Source organism: Modestobacter altitudinis (assembly GCF_005930475.1).
Lineage (GTDB): Bacteria > Actinomycetota > Actinomycetes > Mycobacteriales > Geodermatophilaceae > Modestobacter > Modestobacter altitudinis.
In genome coordinates, this window is record NZ_SJEW01000037.1 from 1 (window position 1) to 13324 (window position 13324).

General features: G+C 74.5%; 14 protein-coding genes. 8 read left to right on the forward strand and 6 right to left on the reverse strand.

Annotated features, from left to right (window positions below; genetic code table 11):
* Positions 1-136: 136 nt before the first annotated feature.
* Both FHL79_RS14450 and FHL79_RS14455 read left to right on the forward strand, forming a co-directional pair.
* The gene (locus tag FHL79_RS14450) at positions 137-1027 is read left to right on the forward strand and encodes a bacteriorhodopsin (protein WP_138759289.1); all 891 of its coding nucleotides are present in this window, start codon (positions 137-139) and stop codon (positions 1025-1027) included.
* Complete coding sequence (locus tag FHL79_RS14455; RefSeq protein ID WP_138759290.1) at positions 1024-1527, forward strand: phosphoribosyltransferase; 504 nt, start codon at positions 1024-1026, stop codon at positions 1525-1527. The genes FHL79_RS14450 and FHL79_RS14455 overlap by 4 nt, the downstream gene beginning before the upstream one ends.
* On the opposite strand, the gene FHL79_RS14460 is transcribed toward FHL79_RS14455, so the two are convergent.
* The 4 genes from FHL79_RS14460 to msrA all read right to left on the reverse strand — a co-directional run bounded on the left by FHL79_RS14460 (position 1516) and on the right by msrA (position 6195).
* Complete coding sequence (locus FHL79_RS14460; RefSeq protein ID WP_138759291.1) at positions 1516-2598, reverse strand: class I SAM-dependent methyltransferase; 1083 nt, start codon at positions 2596-2598, stop codon at positions 1516-1518. The genes FHL79_RS14455 and FHL79_RS14460 overlap by 12 nt on opposite strands.
* A gap of 44 nt (positions 2599-2642) precedes the next feature.
* Positions 2643-4220, reverse strand: a complete 1578-nt coding sequence (locus FHL79_RS14465) for a methyl-accepting chemotaxis protein (RefSeq protein WP_138759292.1) — start codon at positions 4218-4220, stop codon at positions 2643-2645.
* 128 nt (positions 4221-4348) lie between these two features.
* Positions 4349-5482, reverse strand: coding sequence for a class I SAM-dependent methyltransferase (locus FHL79_RS14470; protein ID WP_138759293.1), 1134 nt, complete (start codon positions 5480-5482; stop codon positions 4349-4351).
* Between the two features lie 59 nt (positions 5483-5541).
* On the reverse strand, positions 5542-6195 hold the full coding sequence (gene msrA, locus FHL79_RS14475; RefSeq protein ID WP_138759294.1) for a peptide-methionine (S)-S-oxide reductase MsrA: 654 nt from the start codon (positions 6193-6195) through the stop codon (positions 5542-5544).
* A gap of 86 nt (positions 6196-6281) precedes the next feature.
* Here msrA and FHL79_RS14480 point away from each other — a divergent pair, with 86 nt between their 5' ends.
* The 6 genes from FHL79_RS14480 (at position 6282) to FHL79_RS14505 (ending at position 11551) form a co-directional block, all read left to right on the forward strand.
* The gene (locus tag FHL79_RS14480; protein ID WP_138759295.1) at positions 6282-7046 is read left to right on the forward strand and encodes an SDR family NAD(P)-dependent oxidoreductase; all 765 of its coding nucleotides are present in this window, start codon (positions 6282-6284) and stop codon (positions 7044-7046) included.
* Positions 7043-8062, forward strand: a complete 1020-nt coding sequence (locus FHL79_RS14485; RefSeq protein WP_138759296.1) for an NADP-dependent oxidoreductase — start codon at positions 7043-7045, stop codon at positions 8060-8062. The genes FHL79_RS14480 and FHL79_RS14485 overlap by 4 nt, the downstream gene beginning before the upstream one ends.
* Before the next feature lie 84 nt (positions 8063-8146).
* Positions 8147-8356 carry a hypothetical protein gene (locus tag FHL79_RS14490; RefSeq protein ID WP_138759297.1) on the forward strand — a complete coding sequence of 70 codons (210 nt, stop codon included), beginning with the start codon at positions 8147-8149 and terminating at the stop codon, positions 8354-8356.
* 75 nt (positions 8357-8431) lie between these two features.
* The gene (locus FHL79_RS14495) at positions 8432-9169 is read left to right on the forward strand and encodes an alpha/beta fold hydrolase (RefSeq protein WP_138759298.1); all 738 of its coding nucleotides are present in this window, start codon (positions 8432-8434) and stop codon (positions 9167-9169) included.
* A 134-nt stretch (positions 9170-9303) separates the two neighbouring features.
* Positions 9304-10227 (forward strand): hypothetical protein, encoded by a 924-nt coding sequence (locus tag FHL79_RS14500; RefSeq protein WP_138759299.1) that lies wholly within the window; start codon positions 9304-9306, stop codon positions 10225-10227.
* 106 nt (positions 10228-10333) lie between these two features.
* Positions 10334-11551 (forward strand): hypothetical protein, encoded by a 1218-nt coding sequence (locus FHL79_RS14505; protein WP_138759300.1) that lies wholly within the window; start codon positions 10334-10336, stop codon positions 11549-11551.
* Between the two features lie 65 nt (positions 11552-11616).
* On the opposite strand, the gene FHL79_RS14510 is transcribed toward FHL79_RS14505, so the two are convergent.
* Both FHL79_RS14510 and FHL79_RS14515 read right to left on the reverse strand, forming a co-directional pair.
* Positions 11617-12672: a 1-aminocyclopropane-1-carboxylate deaminase gene (locus tag FHL79_RS14510; protein WP_138759301.1), complete on the reverse strand. Its 1056-nt coding sequence runs from the start codon at positions 12670-12672 to the stop codon at positions 11617-11619.
* Positions 12659-13318, reverse strand: coding sequence for a GntR family transcriptional regulator (locus FHL79_RS14515; RefSeq protein WP_218938473.1), 660 nt, complete (start codon positions 13316-13318; stop codon positions 12659-12661). The genes FHL79_RS14510 and FHL79_RS14515 overlap by 14 nt, the downstream gene beginning before the upstream one ends.
* Between the last annotated feature and the right edge of the window lie 6 nt (positions 13319-13324).

Here is a 13324-nt window from a genome sequence, read left to right on the forward strand (position 1 = left end):
GGAGGGGACCTCCCCGTGATGGTCGTGGAGTTCACACCGGCGACGAGGAGCGGCCCGTGCTGCCGCTTCTGCTGACGCGGGCGGGGTAGGTGACCACAGGCTGACCCATGCCGCACCCCGACCCCCCGGAGAGACCGTGGACCTGGCCGACACCCCCACGCCCGAGCTGCAGACCATGACGCTGGGCGAGTACGACCTGGTCGAGTTCGCGCTGGTTGCCGCCGGGTTCGCCCTGCTGGCCTACACCCTCTACACCTGGACCAGCCGCGAGGAGCTGAGTGCCCGGTACCGCCCCTCGGCCTACGCCGGGCTGTGCATCGGGGCGGTGGCCACGCTGTCCTACGCCGTCCTGTTCCTCCGCTGGGGCACCGGCTTCGACCTGGCCGGGAACGTCTACGTGCCGAACGAGGAGGCGCGGCTGTCGCTGTCGCCGCGCTACATCGACTGGTCGGTCACCGTGCCGCTGCTGACCGTCGAACTGCTCGCGGTGTGCTCGATCGCCGGTGCGCGGGCCCGGGCGCTGCGGGCGAGCACGATGACCGCGGCCTTCCTCATGATCCTCACCGGGTACCTCGGCTCCCAGGTGCTGGACTCCGGCCGCAGCACCGTGGCACTGGTCGTCTGGGGGCTGGTCAGCACGGTGTTCTTCGGCTACCTCTACCTCGCCCTGGTCCAGGCGGTCCGGGAGTCGCTGCCGACGATGGGCCCGGAGGCGGCGGTCAGCCTGCGCAACGCCACGATCGTGCTGCTGGCCACCTTCGGGGTGTACCCGCTGGTCTACGCGGTGCCGGTGTTCGCCGACGTGACCTCGACCTGGTTGACGACCATGCAGCTGGCCTACTCGGCGGCCGACGTGCTGGCGAAGGTGGGCTTCGGGATGCTGGTGCACAAGGTCGCGAAGCTGCGCACCGCGGAGGACGTCGTGGCCGGTCGCGAGACCCATCCCGAGCCGGTCTGGGTGAGCGACGTGCACAAGAGCGACGCCGTGCTGCCGGCCATCGCACCGACTGGGACGATCCACCGGTGAGCGCAGCTGCTGGGGCCGACCGCGAGACCCTGACGTACTCCGACTTCGGGCGGGCCGCCCGGGACCTGGCACAGCAGGTCGCCGACAGCGGCTTCGAGCCCGACATCATCCTGTCCATCGCCCGCGGCGGGCTGTTCCTCGGCGGGGCGCTGGGCTACGCGCTGGACGTCAAGAACCTCTTCGTGATGAACGTCGAGTTCTACACCGGCGTCGACGAGCGGCTCGAGCTGCCGGTGGTCCTGCCGCCGACCCTCGACGTCGTCGACCTGCGCGGGACCACGGTGCTCATCGCCGACGACGTCGCCGACACCGGCAAGACCCTCGAGCTGGTCAAGGACTTCTGCGCCGGCCACGTCACCGAGGTGCGCACCGCCGTCATCTACGAGAAGCCGCGCTCGCTGGTGAGCTGCGACTACGCCTGGAAGCGGACCGACGCGTGGATCGACTTCCCGTGGTCGACGTTGCCGCCGGTCGTCTCCCGCGGCGGCTCAGGCCACTAATCGGTACACGCGGAAGAAGCCGGCGTCCACGGGGAGGACCTCCACGTCGGTGAAGCCGGCCTGCTGGGCGTAGCGGCGGAGCAGGGCCGGGCGCATGACCGTGCCCGTCGCCGCCGAGGGGCCGTGGGACCGGCCGTCCGGCAGGCAGCAGAGCAGGCTGTAGCCGTACATCAGCCGGTCGACCTGGTCACCGGGCGCGGTGAACTCCTCGGCGACCGCCTCGTCGAGCACCAGCACCGTCCCACCCGGGCGGACCAGCCGGCGCATCGCAGCCAGCACACCGACCGGGTCGGGCATGTCGTGCACGCACTCGACGGCGGTGACCAGGTCGTACGCCGCCGCGGCCGCCAGCTCCCGGACATCGGTGGTGCTGAAGGTGACCCGCTCCGCGACGCCGGCCTCGACCGCGTGCCGGCGGCCGCGCTCGACCGAGGGCTCGTCGACGTCGAACCCGTCGACCCGCACGGTCGGCCAGCGACCGGCGATGGCGATCGTGGACCAGCCGTACCCGCAGCCGACGTCGGCGACCCGGCCGCCGGCCCGGAGGACGTCGTCCAGGCCGGGCACCGCGGGGAGCACCTCGTCGACCAGCGGTCCGGCCAGGAAGGGGCGGTTCGCCGCGGCCTGGGCGTCCCGGACCTCGTCCCCCAGGTCCGCCCACGACAGCGTGCGTGCGCCGCGGTACACCTGAGCCAGCTGCGGCAGGTGGCGCACGAAGGCAGCTGCCGCGTCGGCCAACGGCATGAGGTACGCGGGGTCCAGCTCGTCGACGAGCACGGCGCGGTGCTCCGCGGGGAGGGCGAAGCGCCGCTCCTCGGGCGGGGCCGTCGGTTCCACCACGGTGAGGTAGCCCGCGACGGCCTGCTGCTCCAGCCACTCCCGGGTGTACCGTCCGTCCGTGCCCGCGCGTTCGGCCAGCTCGGGGGCGGTGACCGGCCCGCCGTCGGCCAGGCAGCGGTACCAGCCGAGCCGGTGGCCGAGGGATGCTGCCGCCATCTCGAAGCTGCCGACCACCGCGGCGAGCATCCGGTCGGCGAGGGCGGGAAGCGCAGGCGCTGACGTCGTCGTCATGCCCGACGAGTGTGTCCCTGCCCGCCGGTGGTGCGCCAGGGGTGTCAGTAGCGGAACCGGCCGACGGCGGTGCTGAGCTCGGCGGCGAGCCGGGCGGTCTCGTCGATCGCGACCTGGGCATCGGCCATCGCCCGGGTGGTGGAGCTGGTCGCCTCGGCCACCGACCCGACGCTGCCGGCGATCTGACCGACCCCGGAGGCGGCCTCGGCGACGCTGCGGCTCATCTCGGCGGCCGTCGCCGTCTGCTCCTCCACGGCGGCGGCGATGGTGCCCTGCGCGTCGTTGATCCGCGCGATGACCGCGGCGATCTCCCCGATGGCCGCGACCGCACCGCGGGTGTCGGCCTGGATGCCCTCCACCCGCGCGGTGATGTCCTGGGTCGCCTTCGCGGTCTCCTGCGCCAGTTCCTTGACCTCGTTGGCGACCACGGCGAACCCCTTGCCTGCCTCGCCGGCCCGAGCGGCCTCGATGGTGGCGTTGAGCGCCAGCAGGTTGGTCTGCTCGGCGATCGAGGTGATCACCCCGACCACGGTGGCGATCTCGGTCGAGGACTCCCCCAGCTTGCCCACGGTGGCGGTGGCCGACTCCGCCGCCCCGACGGCCTGACCGGCGATCCGGGCGACGTCGGCCGCGTTCTGTGCGATCTCCCGGATCGAGCTGCCCATCTGGTCGGTGCCGGCCGCCACCGTCTGCACGTTCCCCGACACCTGCTCGGCGGTGGCGGCGACCCGGCCGGTCTGCGTCGCGGACTCCCCCGCCAGCCGGGTCATGTCCTGCGCGGTCGCCGAGAGCTCCTCGGTGGCCGAGGCCAGCGTCGTGGACCCGTCGCCGATCGTGGTGAGCAGCCCGCGCATGGTCTCCATCGAGGCCTCCAGCGCGGTGGCGATCGCCCCGACCTCGTCGGTGCTGGTGACGCCGGTGCTGCCGCGCAGGTCGCCCGCGGCCAGGCCGGCGACGACGGCGCGCACCCGCTGCAGCGGGCGGACCACCGACCGGGTCACCACCCAGCCGAGCACGCTGAGCAGGAGGACGGCACCGATGCCGACGGCGATGGAGGAGGCGATCGCCGACTCACGCTGCTGCCGGCTCTCCGCGGCCGCCGCAGCGGCCTCGGCGCCGACGGCGGCGCTCACCGCCGGGAGCGCCTGCTCCAGGCCGTCGAACGCGCGGAGGAACTGCGGGTACGCGGCGGTCGCCGTGACCCGGTCGGTCCCGGCGAGGGTGACGATCTGCTGCCCGGAGGTCAGGTAGGCGTCGACCTCGTCGGCCACCGAGTCGACGGCCGCGGCGACGTCCCCGCCCAGGCCACCGTCCCGGACGGCGGCCAACGAGGCCTGCAGCGTGCTGGCGTGGTCCTTCAGGTCGGTGACCGCGGACGCGTACGAGCTGCCGCCGCCGTCGAGCAGGGCCTGCAGCACGTCGGCCCGGACGGCGTCGTGCATCATGTCCGCCTCCAGCGCCGAGCCGGTCGCCGTCGTGGTCAGCAGCAGTTCGTCGGTGCGCTCGCCGGTGTCCTGCAGCGCGGTGACGGCGATGACGCCGAAGACCCCGAGAGCGAGGGACCCGGCCCCCACCAGGGCGGACAACTTGACACCGAGTGGGCGGTCGGTCCACCAGGTCATGGGGTCTCCTCTGGCAGCGACGTGAGTGCGGTCACACCGTCGATGCCCAGAGGTTCGGCCGCCCGCCGTCCCACTCCAGCCGTGGCGCGGACTTCTCGCGGACCTTCTCGTTCCGCTCGGGCGCTGGATCAGGACCGGGTGCTGGCCGTGACCGTGAACGTGGGGTCGCGGGTGACCTGCCGGGTCGGGCCGACGATGCGGCGCAGCGCGTCGCGGTGCGGCAGGTGGCTGTTGTAGACGCACCACAGCTCGCCCCCCGGGCGCAGCACCCGGGCGGCGCCGGCGAACAGCCGGTGCGCCAGCGTCTCGGAGACCGCGACCCCGGCGTGGAACGGCGGGTTGCAGACGACGAGGTCGACGCTGCCCGCCGGCAGGCTGCCGGCGGCGTCGTCCCGGACGACCCGCACTCGGTCGGCCAGCCCGTTGGCGGCGACCGTGGCCACGGCCGAGGCCACCGCGGCCGCGGACTGGTCCACGCCGACGACCGCCAGCCCGGGCCGGGCTGCGGCCAGCGCGACCGCCAGGACCCCGGTGCCGCAGCCGAGGTCGACCGCCGATGCAGCGTCGGGGACGGCGCCGGGCAGCGCACCGAGCAGCGTCCGGGTGCCGCGGTCGACCTTGACCCCGGCGAACGCCGAGCCGTGCGCGCAGACGGTGAGGCCGAGGTCGGCGTGCTCCCGGCAGACCGGGAAGGAGCTCTGCACCGGGCGGGGGCCGCGGGCGACGAGCACCCGGGACTTCTGCCGGGCCAGGGTGGCGTGCACGTCGGTGAAGCCCTCGGCCAGCACGTCGTTCATGCCGAGCGTCATGTGCTTGACCCGGCCGCCCACGTAGAGGGTCACCTCCGGGTCGGCGCCGGTGGCCACCACCTGGACCAGTTCCCGCAGCGCGTCGCGGCTCTTGGGTGCCTTCGCCAGCACGACCCGCGCGCCGCGCAGCAGGTCGGCGTCCAGCTGCGGCACCGAGCGGTAGCTGCCGACGTGCCCGGTCCGCTCGGCGTTGGCCGCCAGCGCCAGCTCACCGACCAGCAGGTCCTGGTGGACCCGGACGTCGGTGGCGCCGTGCAGCGCGACGGCGCCCAGGGTCAGCGCGCCGTGACCGTCGTCCACCACGACCACCGCGCCGGGGTGGGCGGCGAGGTCGGCAGCGGCCTCGTCGAGGAGCAGCCGGTCGGTGGCGTCGACGGCCACCAGGTCGGGTGCGTCGACGTCGGGCTCACGACGCAGCTGGGCGAAGAGCGGAAGGACCCCTCTGCCCCCCACGCCTCGCGAGCTCGGCGCGGGCCCCTGCAGAGGGGCCGGGAACGACATCCGGTCCCTCGTCAGACGCCGGGCAGGCCGACGGGGCAGGCGACGCCGGTGGAGTTCACCGGGCAGTAGCCGTTCGGGACCTTGTACAGGTACTGCTGGTGGTAGCCCTCGGCGTGGTAGAACTCGCCGAGCGGGGCGATCTCGGTGGTGATCTCGCCGTAGCCGGCCGCCGTCAGCCGCTCCTGGAACAGGTCGCGGCTGAGCTTGGCGGCCGCCTCCTGCTCGGGGCCCTGGGTGTAGACGGCCGAGCGGTACTGGGTGCCGACGTCGTTGCCCTGGCGCATGCCCTGGGTCGGGTCGTGCTCCTCCCAGAACTCCTTGAGCAGGCGGTCGTAGGAGATGACGGCCGGGTCGAAGACGACCAGCACGACCTCGGTGTGGCCGGTGCGTGCCGAGCAGACCTCGTCGTAGGTGGGGTGCGGGGTGTGGCCACCGGCGTAACCGGCTGCGGTGGACCAGACGCCCGGGGTCTCCCAGAACACCTTCTCGACACCCCAGAAGCAGCCGGCGCCGAAGACGGCGGTCTGCATGCCGTCGGGGAACGGCGGCTGGATGCGGTTGCCGTTGACCGCGTGCACCTCGGGGACGCGGTAGGTCGGCTCGCCACGGCCGGCCAGGGCGTCCTCCGCCGTGACCGGCTGGGTCTTGGCGCGGGAGAAGAACATGCCTCGATCCTAGGTCCGCGCTGCGACAACGGTCGCCGTCCGCCATTGTGGCCACTTCGGCGGACGAGGGACGGAGCGCACTGCACATGACGACAGAGCTGTCGGGTCGGGTGGCCCTGGTGACCGGAGCCGCGAGCGGGCTGGGCCGGGCGGTGGCGGCCGCGCTGGCCGAGGCCGGGGCCACCGTGGTGCTGGGCGACATCGACACCGCCGGGGCGGAGAAGACCCGGGCCGAGATCGGGGACCGCGCCGAGGTGGTCGCGCTGGACGTCACCGACGACGACGCGCGCCGCCGGGTGGTCGCCGACCTGTTCGCCCGGCACGGCGACGCCTTCGACCTGCTGGTCAACGTCGCGGGCATCGACCGGCCCGGCTACATCACCGACATCGACCTCGCCGACTACCGGATGGTGCACGCGGTCAACTGCGAGGGCCCGGTGTTCCTGACCAGCGAGTTCCTCAAGGTGGTGCAGCAGCGGCCGGCCGACACCGTCGCCGACGTGGTGCACGTGACCTCGCTGTCCGCGGTGACCTCGGGGGCCGGGGCGATCGCCTACAACAGCTCGAAGGCGGCGTTCCGCAGCGCCACCCGGTGCATCCAGCGGGAGCTGCGGGAGAAGGCGACCGTGGACGCGGACGGGGCGGAGACCCCGTTCCCGGCCCGCGTGCACAGCATCGTGCCGGCCGCGATGGACACCCCGATGATGGAGCGCTGGGGGATCCCGGCGCACCGGATGATGCCGCCGGCCGACGTCGCCCGGATGGTGCTGACGATGGTCACGATGCCGGACACCAGCTTCGTGCCCGAGGTGTTCGTGGTGCCGCGCAACGAGCCGGACTTCCCGCGGTGAGCATCCCGACCCGGGAGTGGCGGCTGGTCCGCCGGCCGCACGGCGAGCCGGTGGACGCCGACTTCGCCCTGGTCACCGGTGAGCGCCCGGACCCCCAGCCCGGCGAGGTGGTCGTGCGGACGATCGCGATGTCGGTCGACCCGTACATGCGGGGCCGGATGAACGCGACGAAGTCCTACGCACCCAGCTGGGAGCTGGGCGAGACGATGCAGGGCGGAGCCATCGGGCAGGTCGTCACCTCACGCTCGGACGACGTGCCCGAGGGCGCGCTCGTCCTGCACGGGGCGGGCTGGCGGGACGTCGCCGTGCTGCCGGCCGCGCACGTGTCGGTGGTCCAGCCGCTGCCCGGCCTGCCGCTGTCGCTGTACCTCGGCGTGCTCGGCATGCCCGGGCTGACCGCCTGGGCGGGGCTGTTCCGGCTGGCGTCGTTCCAGTCCGGCGACGCGGTGTTCGTGTCCGGGGCGGCCGGCGCGGTGGGCAGCCTGGTCGGGCAGTTCGCCCGGCTGCGCGGGGCCTCCCGGGTGGTCGGCAGCGCCGGGACGCCGGAGAAGGTGGCCTGGCTGCGGTCCATCGGCTTCGACGCGGCCTTCGACTACCACGACGGCGCGGTCGCGGACCTGCTCGCCGGTGCCGCCCCGGACGGGATCGACGTCTTCTTCGACAACGTCGGCGGCGAGCACCTGGAGGCGGCGATCACCTCGTTCCGGACGTTCGGCCGGGCGGCGCTGTGCGGGTCGATCTCGAACTACAACGCGGTCAGCGCGCCGCCGGGGCCGCGGAACCTGGGCCTCGTCGTGGGCAAGCAGTTGTCCCTGCGGGGGTTCATCGTCGGCTCGCACGCCGACCTGCGGCCGGAGTTCGTCACCGCGGTGTCGGGGTGGTTGCGCGAGGGGTCGGTGGTGGCGCGGGAGACCGTCGTCGAGGGGCTGGACTCCGCCGTGGACGCGTTCCGCGCACTGCTGAGCGGGGGCAACACCGGGAAGATGGTCGTCCGGATGGGGCCCGACCCGAGCTGATCGACGGTGCCCGGGGACGGCGGCCTGCGCCCTCCCCGGGCGCGGTCTGGTTGACCGGTCGACGATCCGGGCAGAGTGCTGATCATGTGGCTCTTCCTCACCCGCCGGTTCCGCATGTGGGTCCTGCTCACCGTCCTCGCCCCGCTGGCCACCAGTGTGCTGCGCCGCCTCGGGCTGGCCCTGCAGAAGCGCAACGGCCCGACCGCCCTGAGCAACGGCTTGCTGAAGGCCGGCGACGTCGGCGACCGGGCACGCGTCAAGCTGGGGGGCAAGCCCCGCCGCCGCGGTCGCTGACGGACGGGTGGGGGCCCCGTCGCGGCCGCCGCGACGGACCCCGCCGGACCGCATCCGCCGACACCGAAGGACACCGTGGACGCCCAGCCACCGTTCCCCACGCCCGACGCCGACCGCCCCGACCCGCTCGTCCCGGTGCTCGAGCAGCGCGCCGCGCAGGGTGAGACCCGTGGCCTCGCGCTGTTCTGCCACGGCGGCACCGTCGCCAGCATCGAGCCGCCCCGGGAGCGCGCCCTCTCGCTGGTGCGGATCCGCGCCATCGACCAGTTCGTGCACGCCTCCGCCGGGCACCTGGGGATCGGCACGGCACTGATCCGCTACCGCGTCGCCGGCTGGAACGGGGAGGCCGCCGATGCCTTCCAGGACGTCCGCTGGGCGGTCGAGCAGCTCCGGCAGCAGCACGGCACCGACGTCCCGATCGTGCTGGTCGGGCACTCCATGGGCGGCCGGGCCGCTCTGCGCGCCGGCGGGGAGCCGTCGGTCACCGCCGTCTGCGCGCTGGCTCCGTGGACGCCGCCGGGCGAGCCGGTGATGCAGCTGCGCGGCCAGACCGTGGCGATCCTGCACGGTCGCGGCGACCGCTGGGTCCCGGCCCGGCTCTCCTTCGACCACGCCGTCCGCGCCCGCCGGGCCGGCGCGCGGGTCGCCCGCTTCACCGTCGCCGGTGGGCACTCGATGATCCGCCGCGCCGCCCGCTGGCACGCCTTCGCCCGGGACGTCGTGCTCGCCGGCACCGGGCTCGAACCGTTGCGCGCCGACATCGCCGAGGCCCTGCAGCAGCCGGGCCCGGAGGGGCTGGCCGTCCCGCTGTAACGGGGTCGTTCGACGCTGCGTCACCTCGCGCGGGGCAGGTCCACCCGATCGAGCGACCTGTTCCGAGATGCGAGGGTCGGCGACTGCTTGTTCACTGTGCGTGAGAGCCCGATCACATGCAGTGGGGAGGTGGCATGACCGAGCACGCGCACGCTGTCGCTCCGCGACGCCGCCTCCCCCGCTCCGCCGGCCGGGCGCTGGTGCTCGCCGGCGTCGGGACCGGCTTGTGGCTGCTCGGCTCGGCCGCCTCGACCGCTTCGGCGGAGGAGGCCGTGCCCCCGCCCGGTCCGGTGCTCTCCGTCGCCGCCGACCTGCTCACGCCGGTCGGCCAGGTCGTCGCACCGATGACGCAGCAGGTCGTGGTCCCGGCGGTCAGCCCCGTGGTGCGACCGGTCGTCACGGACGTCCTGACGCCGACGGTCCAGCAGGTCGTCGTCCCGGTCGCGGACCAGGTCGTCGTCCCCGTGGCGGACCAGGTCGTCGTGCCCGTGGTGGACCGCGTCGTCCTCCCCGTGGTGGACCAGATCGTCGTCCCCGTGGTGGACCAGATCGTCGTCCCCGTGGTCGACCCCGTGGTAGACCCCGTGGTCGACCCCGTCATTGAGCCGGTCGTCGAGGACGTCGTCGTGGACGTCGTCCCGGTCGTGCCCCTCCCCACCCCGGCCGTCGACGGTGCCACCGCCCTGCCCGAGCACGCTGACGACGCGTCGTCCGTCGCGCTGCCGACGGCGACCGTCGCGGACCCCGCCGACGACTCGGCACCGTCCCCGGCGAGGGCGTCCTCGGCCGCTCCGGCGGCTGGTGACGAGGTCCTCGCCGGTCCGGCCGCGCCCGGGACGACGCCCGGGCCGTCGGCGCCCGCGGCGCCGGCGGGCCTGCCCGCCACGCCCGTGCCCACGTCGTCGGCAGGGCCCGGCTCCTCCACCGGTGACCAGACGCCGGCCGACCTCTCCTCCGCTCCGCGGACGGTGCTCGGCGCCGCCCTCGCGGCGGCGCTCGGGACCGGGTCCCGACCGGCCCGTCCCGCCTCCTTCGAGCCCTCCTTCTCGCCCGACTGAATCCGCCGCCGTCAGCCCTGCGCTGACCTGCGGCACCACCCGGCCCGCCCCTCGGACGGGACCGGTCCCCCTCAGTCCGGCACCACCCTCGAGAAGGACACCTCTCATGAACGTGTGGATGAAGCGCGCCCTGCAGACGGGCCTGTTCACCGGCGGCCTGCTGGCCCTCGGCACCGGCATCGCCTCCGCCGACGACGGCGTGGCCGACGTGACCGTCCCGGTCACCGTCACCGACAACGCCCTGGCCGTCCTCGGCACGGCCGGCAGCACCCCGGCAGAGATCGACCTGCCGGCGCTGGACGGCACCCTCGCCGCCGACCTCGGGGCGATCAGCGTGACCGTGCCGATCACGATCGGCGGGAACGCGGCGGACGTCGCGGGGATCGACGTCGTGCAGCCCGACGCCGAGATCCCCGCCGCTCCCGCGGCAGGCCCGGCGACGGGCTCGCTCGTGGACGTCGACGTCCCGGTGAGCGTCACCGGCAACGCGGCCGCTGTTCTCGGCGAGGCGACCGCCGACAGCCCGGCCGCCCCGCCGGCGACGGGCAGCGGGGCCGGCGGGTCACTCGCGGACGTCGACGTCCCGGTGACCGTCTGCGGCAACGGCCTCGGCGTCCTCGGCGACGCCACCGGGAGCTGCACTCCCCCGGCCACCACGCCGGGCACCGGCGGGGACCCCGTTGTCGACGTCGACGCGCCGGTGACCGTCTGCGGCAACGGCCTCGGCGTCCTCGGCGACGCCACCGGGAGCTGCACTCCCCCGGCCACCACGCCGGGCACCGGCGGGGACCCCGTCGTCGACGTCGACGCGCCGGTGACCGTCTGCGGCAACGGCCTCGGCGTCCTCGGCGACGCCACGGGGAACTGCACTCCCCCGGCCACCACGCCGGGCACCGGCGGCAACCCCGCCATCGACGTCGACGTCCCGGTGACCGCCTGCGGCAACGGCCTCGCCCTCCTCGGCGACGCCACCGGCGGCTGCACCACCCCGGCGACGCCGGTGCAGCCGACCACCCCCGGCACCGGGGGCACCCCGGCCGACCCGACCACGCCGGAGGTCCTGACCGGTCTGCAGGGTCCGGCCACGTCGGCCGGCCCGGTCACCCTCGGCGCGGTGGACCAGCACGGTGCGGTCCGCGAGGTGCGCGCCCCGGCCTCGTCCGGCGTCCTGGTGACCGCTGACGGCAGCAGCTCCGGGACGTCCGGAGGGCTGGCCTACACCGGCACCCCGGTGGGCACGCTGGCGCTCAGCGGCCTGCTCGCCCTGGCGTTGGGGCTCGCTCTGATCGTGCTCCCCCGCCGTCGGACCAGCACCCTCGGCTGACCCGGACGCGGACGGGCCCGGTCACCTCGCGGTGGCCGGGCCCGTTCGTCGGGGTCGAGGGGTCCTCAGGAGAACAGCGCGCTGTAGCCGTTGAGCGCGGGCTGACCGCCGAGGTGGGCGTAGAGCACCGTCGCCGACGGGTCGATCTCACCCCGGCCGACCAGGTCGATCGTGGCCGCCATCGACTTCCCCTCGTACACCGGGTCGGTGACCATGCCCTCGGTGCGGGCCGCCAGTTCCATCGCGGCGATCGTCGTCGCGTCCGGGATGCCGTAGACCCCGGCGTGGAAGCGCTCGTCGAGCTCGACGTCGGCCAGCGTCAGCGGGCGCTGCAGGCCGATCGCCGTCGCCGTCCGCTGCGCGATCCGCAGCACCTGGTCGCGGGTCTCGGCCGGCTCGGCCGAGGCGTCGATGCCCAGCACCCGGCGCGGCCGGGCACCCTGCTCCTCGAGCTGGGCGAAGCCGGCGACCATGCCGGCCTGGGTCGAGCCGGTCACCGAGCAGACGACGACGGTGTCGAAGAAGACGCCGAGCTCCGCCTCCTGGGCGGCGACCTCGTGCGCCCAGTTCGCGAAGCCGAGACCTCCGAGCGGGTGGTCCGACGCCCCGGCCGGGATCGGGTAGGGCTTCCTGCCGCCGTCGACGATCTCCTGCAGCGCGGTCTCCCAGCTCTCCTTGAACCCGATGCCGAACCCGGCCTTCACCAGCCGGACGTCGGCGCCGGCCAGCCGGCTGATCAGGATGTTGCCGACCTTGTCGTAGACCGCGTCGGGCCAGTCGACCCAGCTCTCCTGCACCAGCACGCATCGCAGCCCGACGTGCGCGGCGACGGCGGCGACCTGCCGGGTGTGGTTGCTCTGCACCCCGCCGATGGAGACCAGCGTGTCGCAGCCCTGGGCCAGCGCGTCGGCGACCAGGTACTCCAGCTTCCGGGTCTTGTTGCCGCCGAAGGCGATGCCGGAGTTCACGTCCTCTCGCTTGGCCCACACCGCAGCGCCGCCCAGGTGGGCGGTCAGCCGGTCCAGGCGGTGCACCGGCGAGGGTCCGAACAGCAGCGGGTGCCGGGGGAAGTCGTCCAGGGTCGTCGCCCTCCGGGCGGCGGGCGGGTCAGGTGGCGCCATCGCGGGTCTCCTCCAGTTCGGACAGCAGCGCCGTCCAGATCTCGGTGGTGGTGGTGACGGCGGCGTCGACGTCGGCCGTCGCGCAGGCGGCGATCAGCTGCTCGTGCAGCGCGACCGACTCGCGGCCGTGCGCGGCGGCGAACCGCTGCCGCTCCAGCCGGCGGACCGCGGGGGTGAAGCGGTCGATCGTGGCCCGCACCGCGGTGTTCCCGCAGCGGGCCAGCAGCACGTCGTGCAAGTCGTCGTCGGCGGCGAGTGCGCCGTCGAGGTCCCCGGCACCGACGGCGGCGGCGAAGCGCTCGTTGGCAGCCCGCATCGCGGCGACGTCGGCGGCGGTGACCGTCGCGGCGGCCTCCTGGACGGCCAGTTCGTGCATCGCCCGGACGACGACGGCGGCGTCCCGCACCTGCTCCGGCACCAGCGGGGTGACCCGGGTGTGGCTCTGCGGCTTGCTCTCCACCAGCCCCTCGTCCGCGAGCCGGGCGAGTGCGGTGCGCACCGGGGCGACCGACAGGCCGAGCCGGCCGGCCAGCTCCGCGTCCTTGACCACGGCGCCGGGTGCGAGCTCCCCGCTGACGATGGCCGACCGGATGAGCATCAACGCGTGGTCCCGCAGCAGCACCCGGGGCACCGGACCGATCGTCACAGCTGA

Excerpts from the sequence above, each read along its gene's own strand:
- FHL79_RS14460 (WP_138759291.1), bottom strand. The coding sequence starts at position 2,598 with ATGACGACGACGTCAGCGCCTGCGCTTCCCGCCCTCGCCGACCGGATG.
- FHL79_RS14465 (WP_138759292.1), bottom strand. The coding sequence starts at position 4,220 with ATGACCTGGTGGACCGACCGCCCACTCGGTGTCAAGTTGTCCGCCCTG.
- msrA (WP_138759294.1), bottom strand. The coding sequence starts at position 6,195 with ATGTTCTTCTCCCGCGCCAAGACCCAGCCGGTCACGGCGGAGGACGCC.
- FHL79_RS14480 (WP_138759295.1), top strand. The coding sequence starts at position 6,282 with ATGACGACAGAGCTGTCGGGTCGGGTGGCCCTGGTGACCGGAGCCGCG.
- FHL79_RS14490 (WP_138759297.1), top strand. The coding sequence starts at position 8,147 with ATGTGGCTCTTCCTCACCCGCCGGTTCCGCATGTGGGTCCTGCTCACC.
- FHL79_RS14500 (WP_138759299.1), top strand. The coding sequence starts at position 9,304 with ATGACCGAGCACGCGCACGCTGTCGCTCCGCGACGCCGCCTCCCCCGC.
- FHL79_RS14505 (WP_138759300.1), top strand. The coding sequence starts at position 10,334 with ATGAACGTGTGGATGAAGCGCGCCCTGCAGACGGGCCTGTTCACCGGC.
- FHL79_RS14510 (WP_138759301.1), bottom strand. The coding sequence starts at position 12,672 with ATGGCGCCACCTGACCCGCCCGCCGCCCGGAGGGCGACGACCCTGGAC.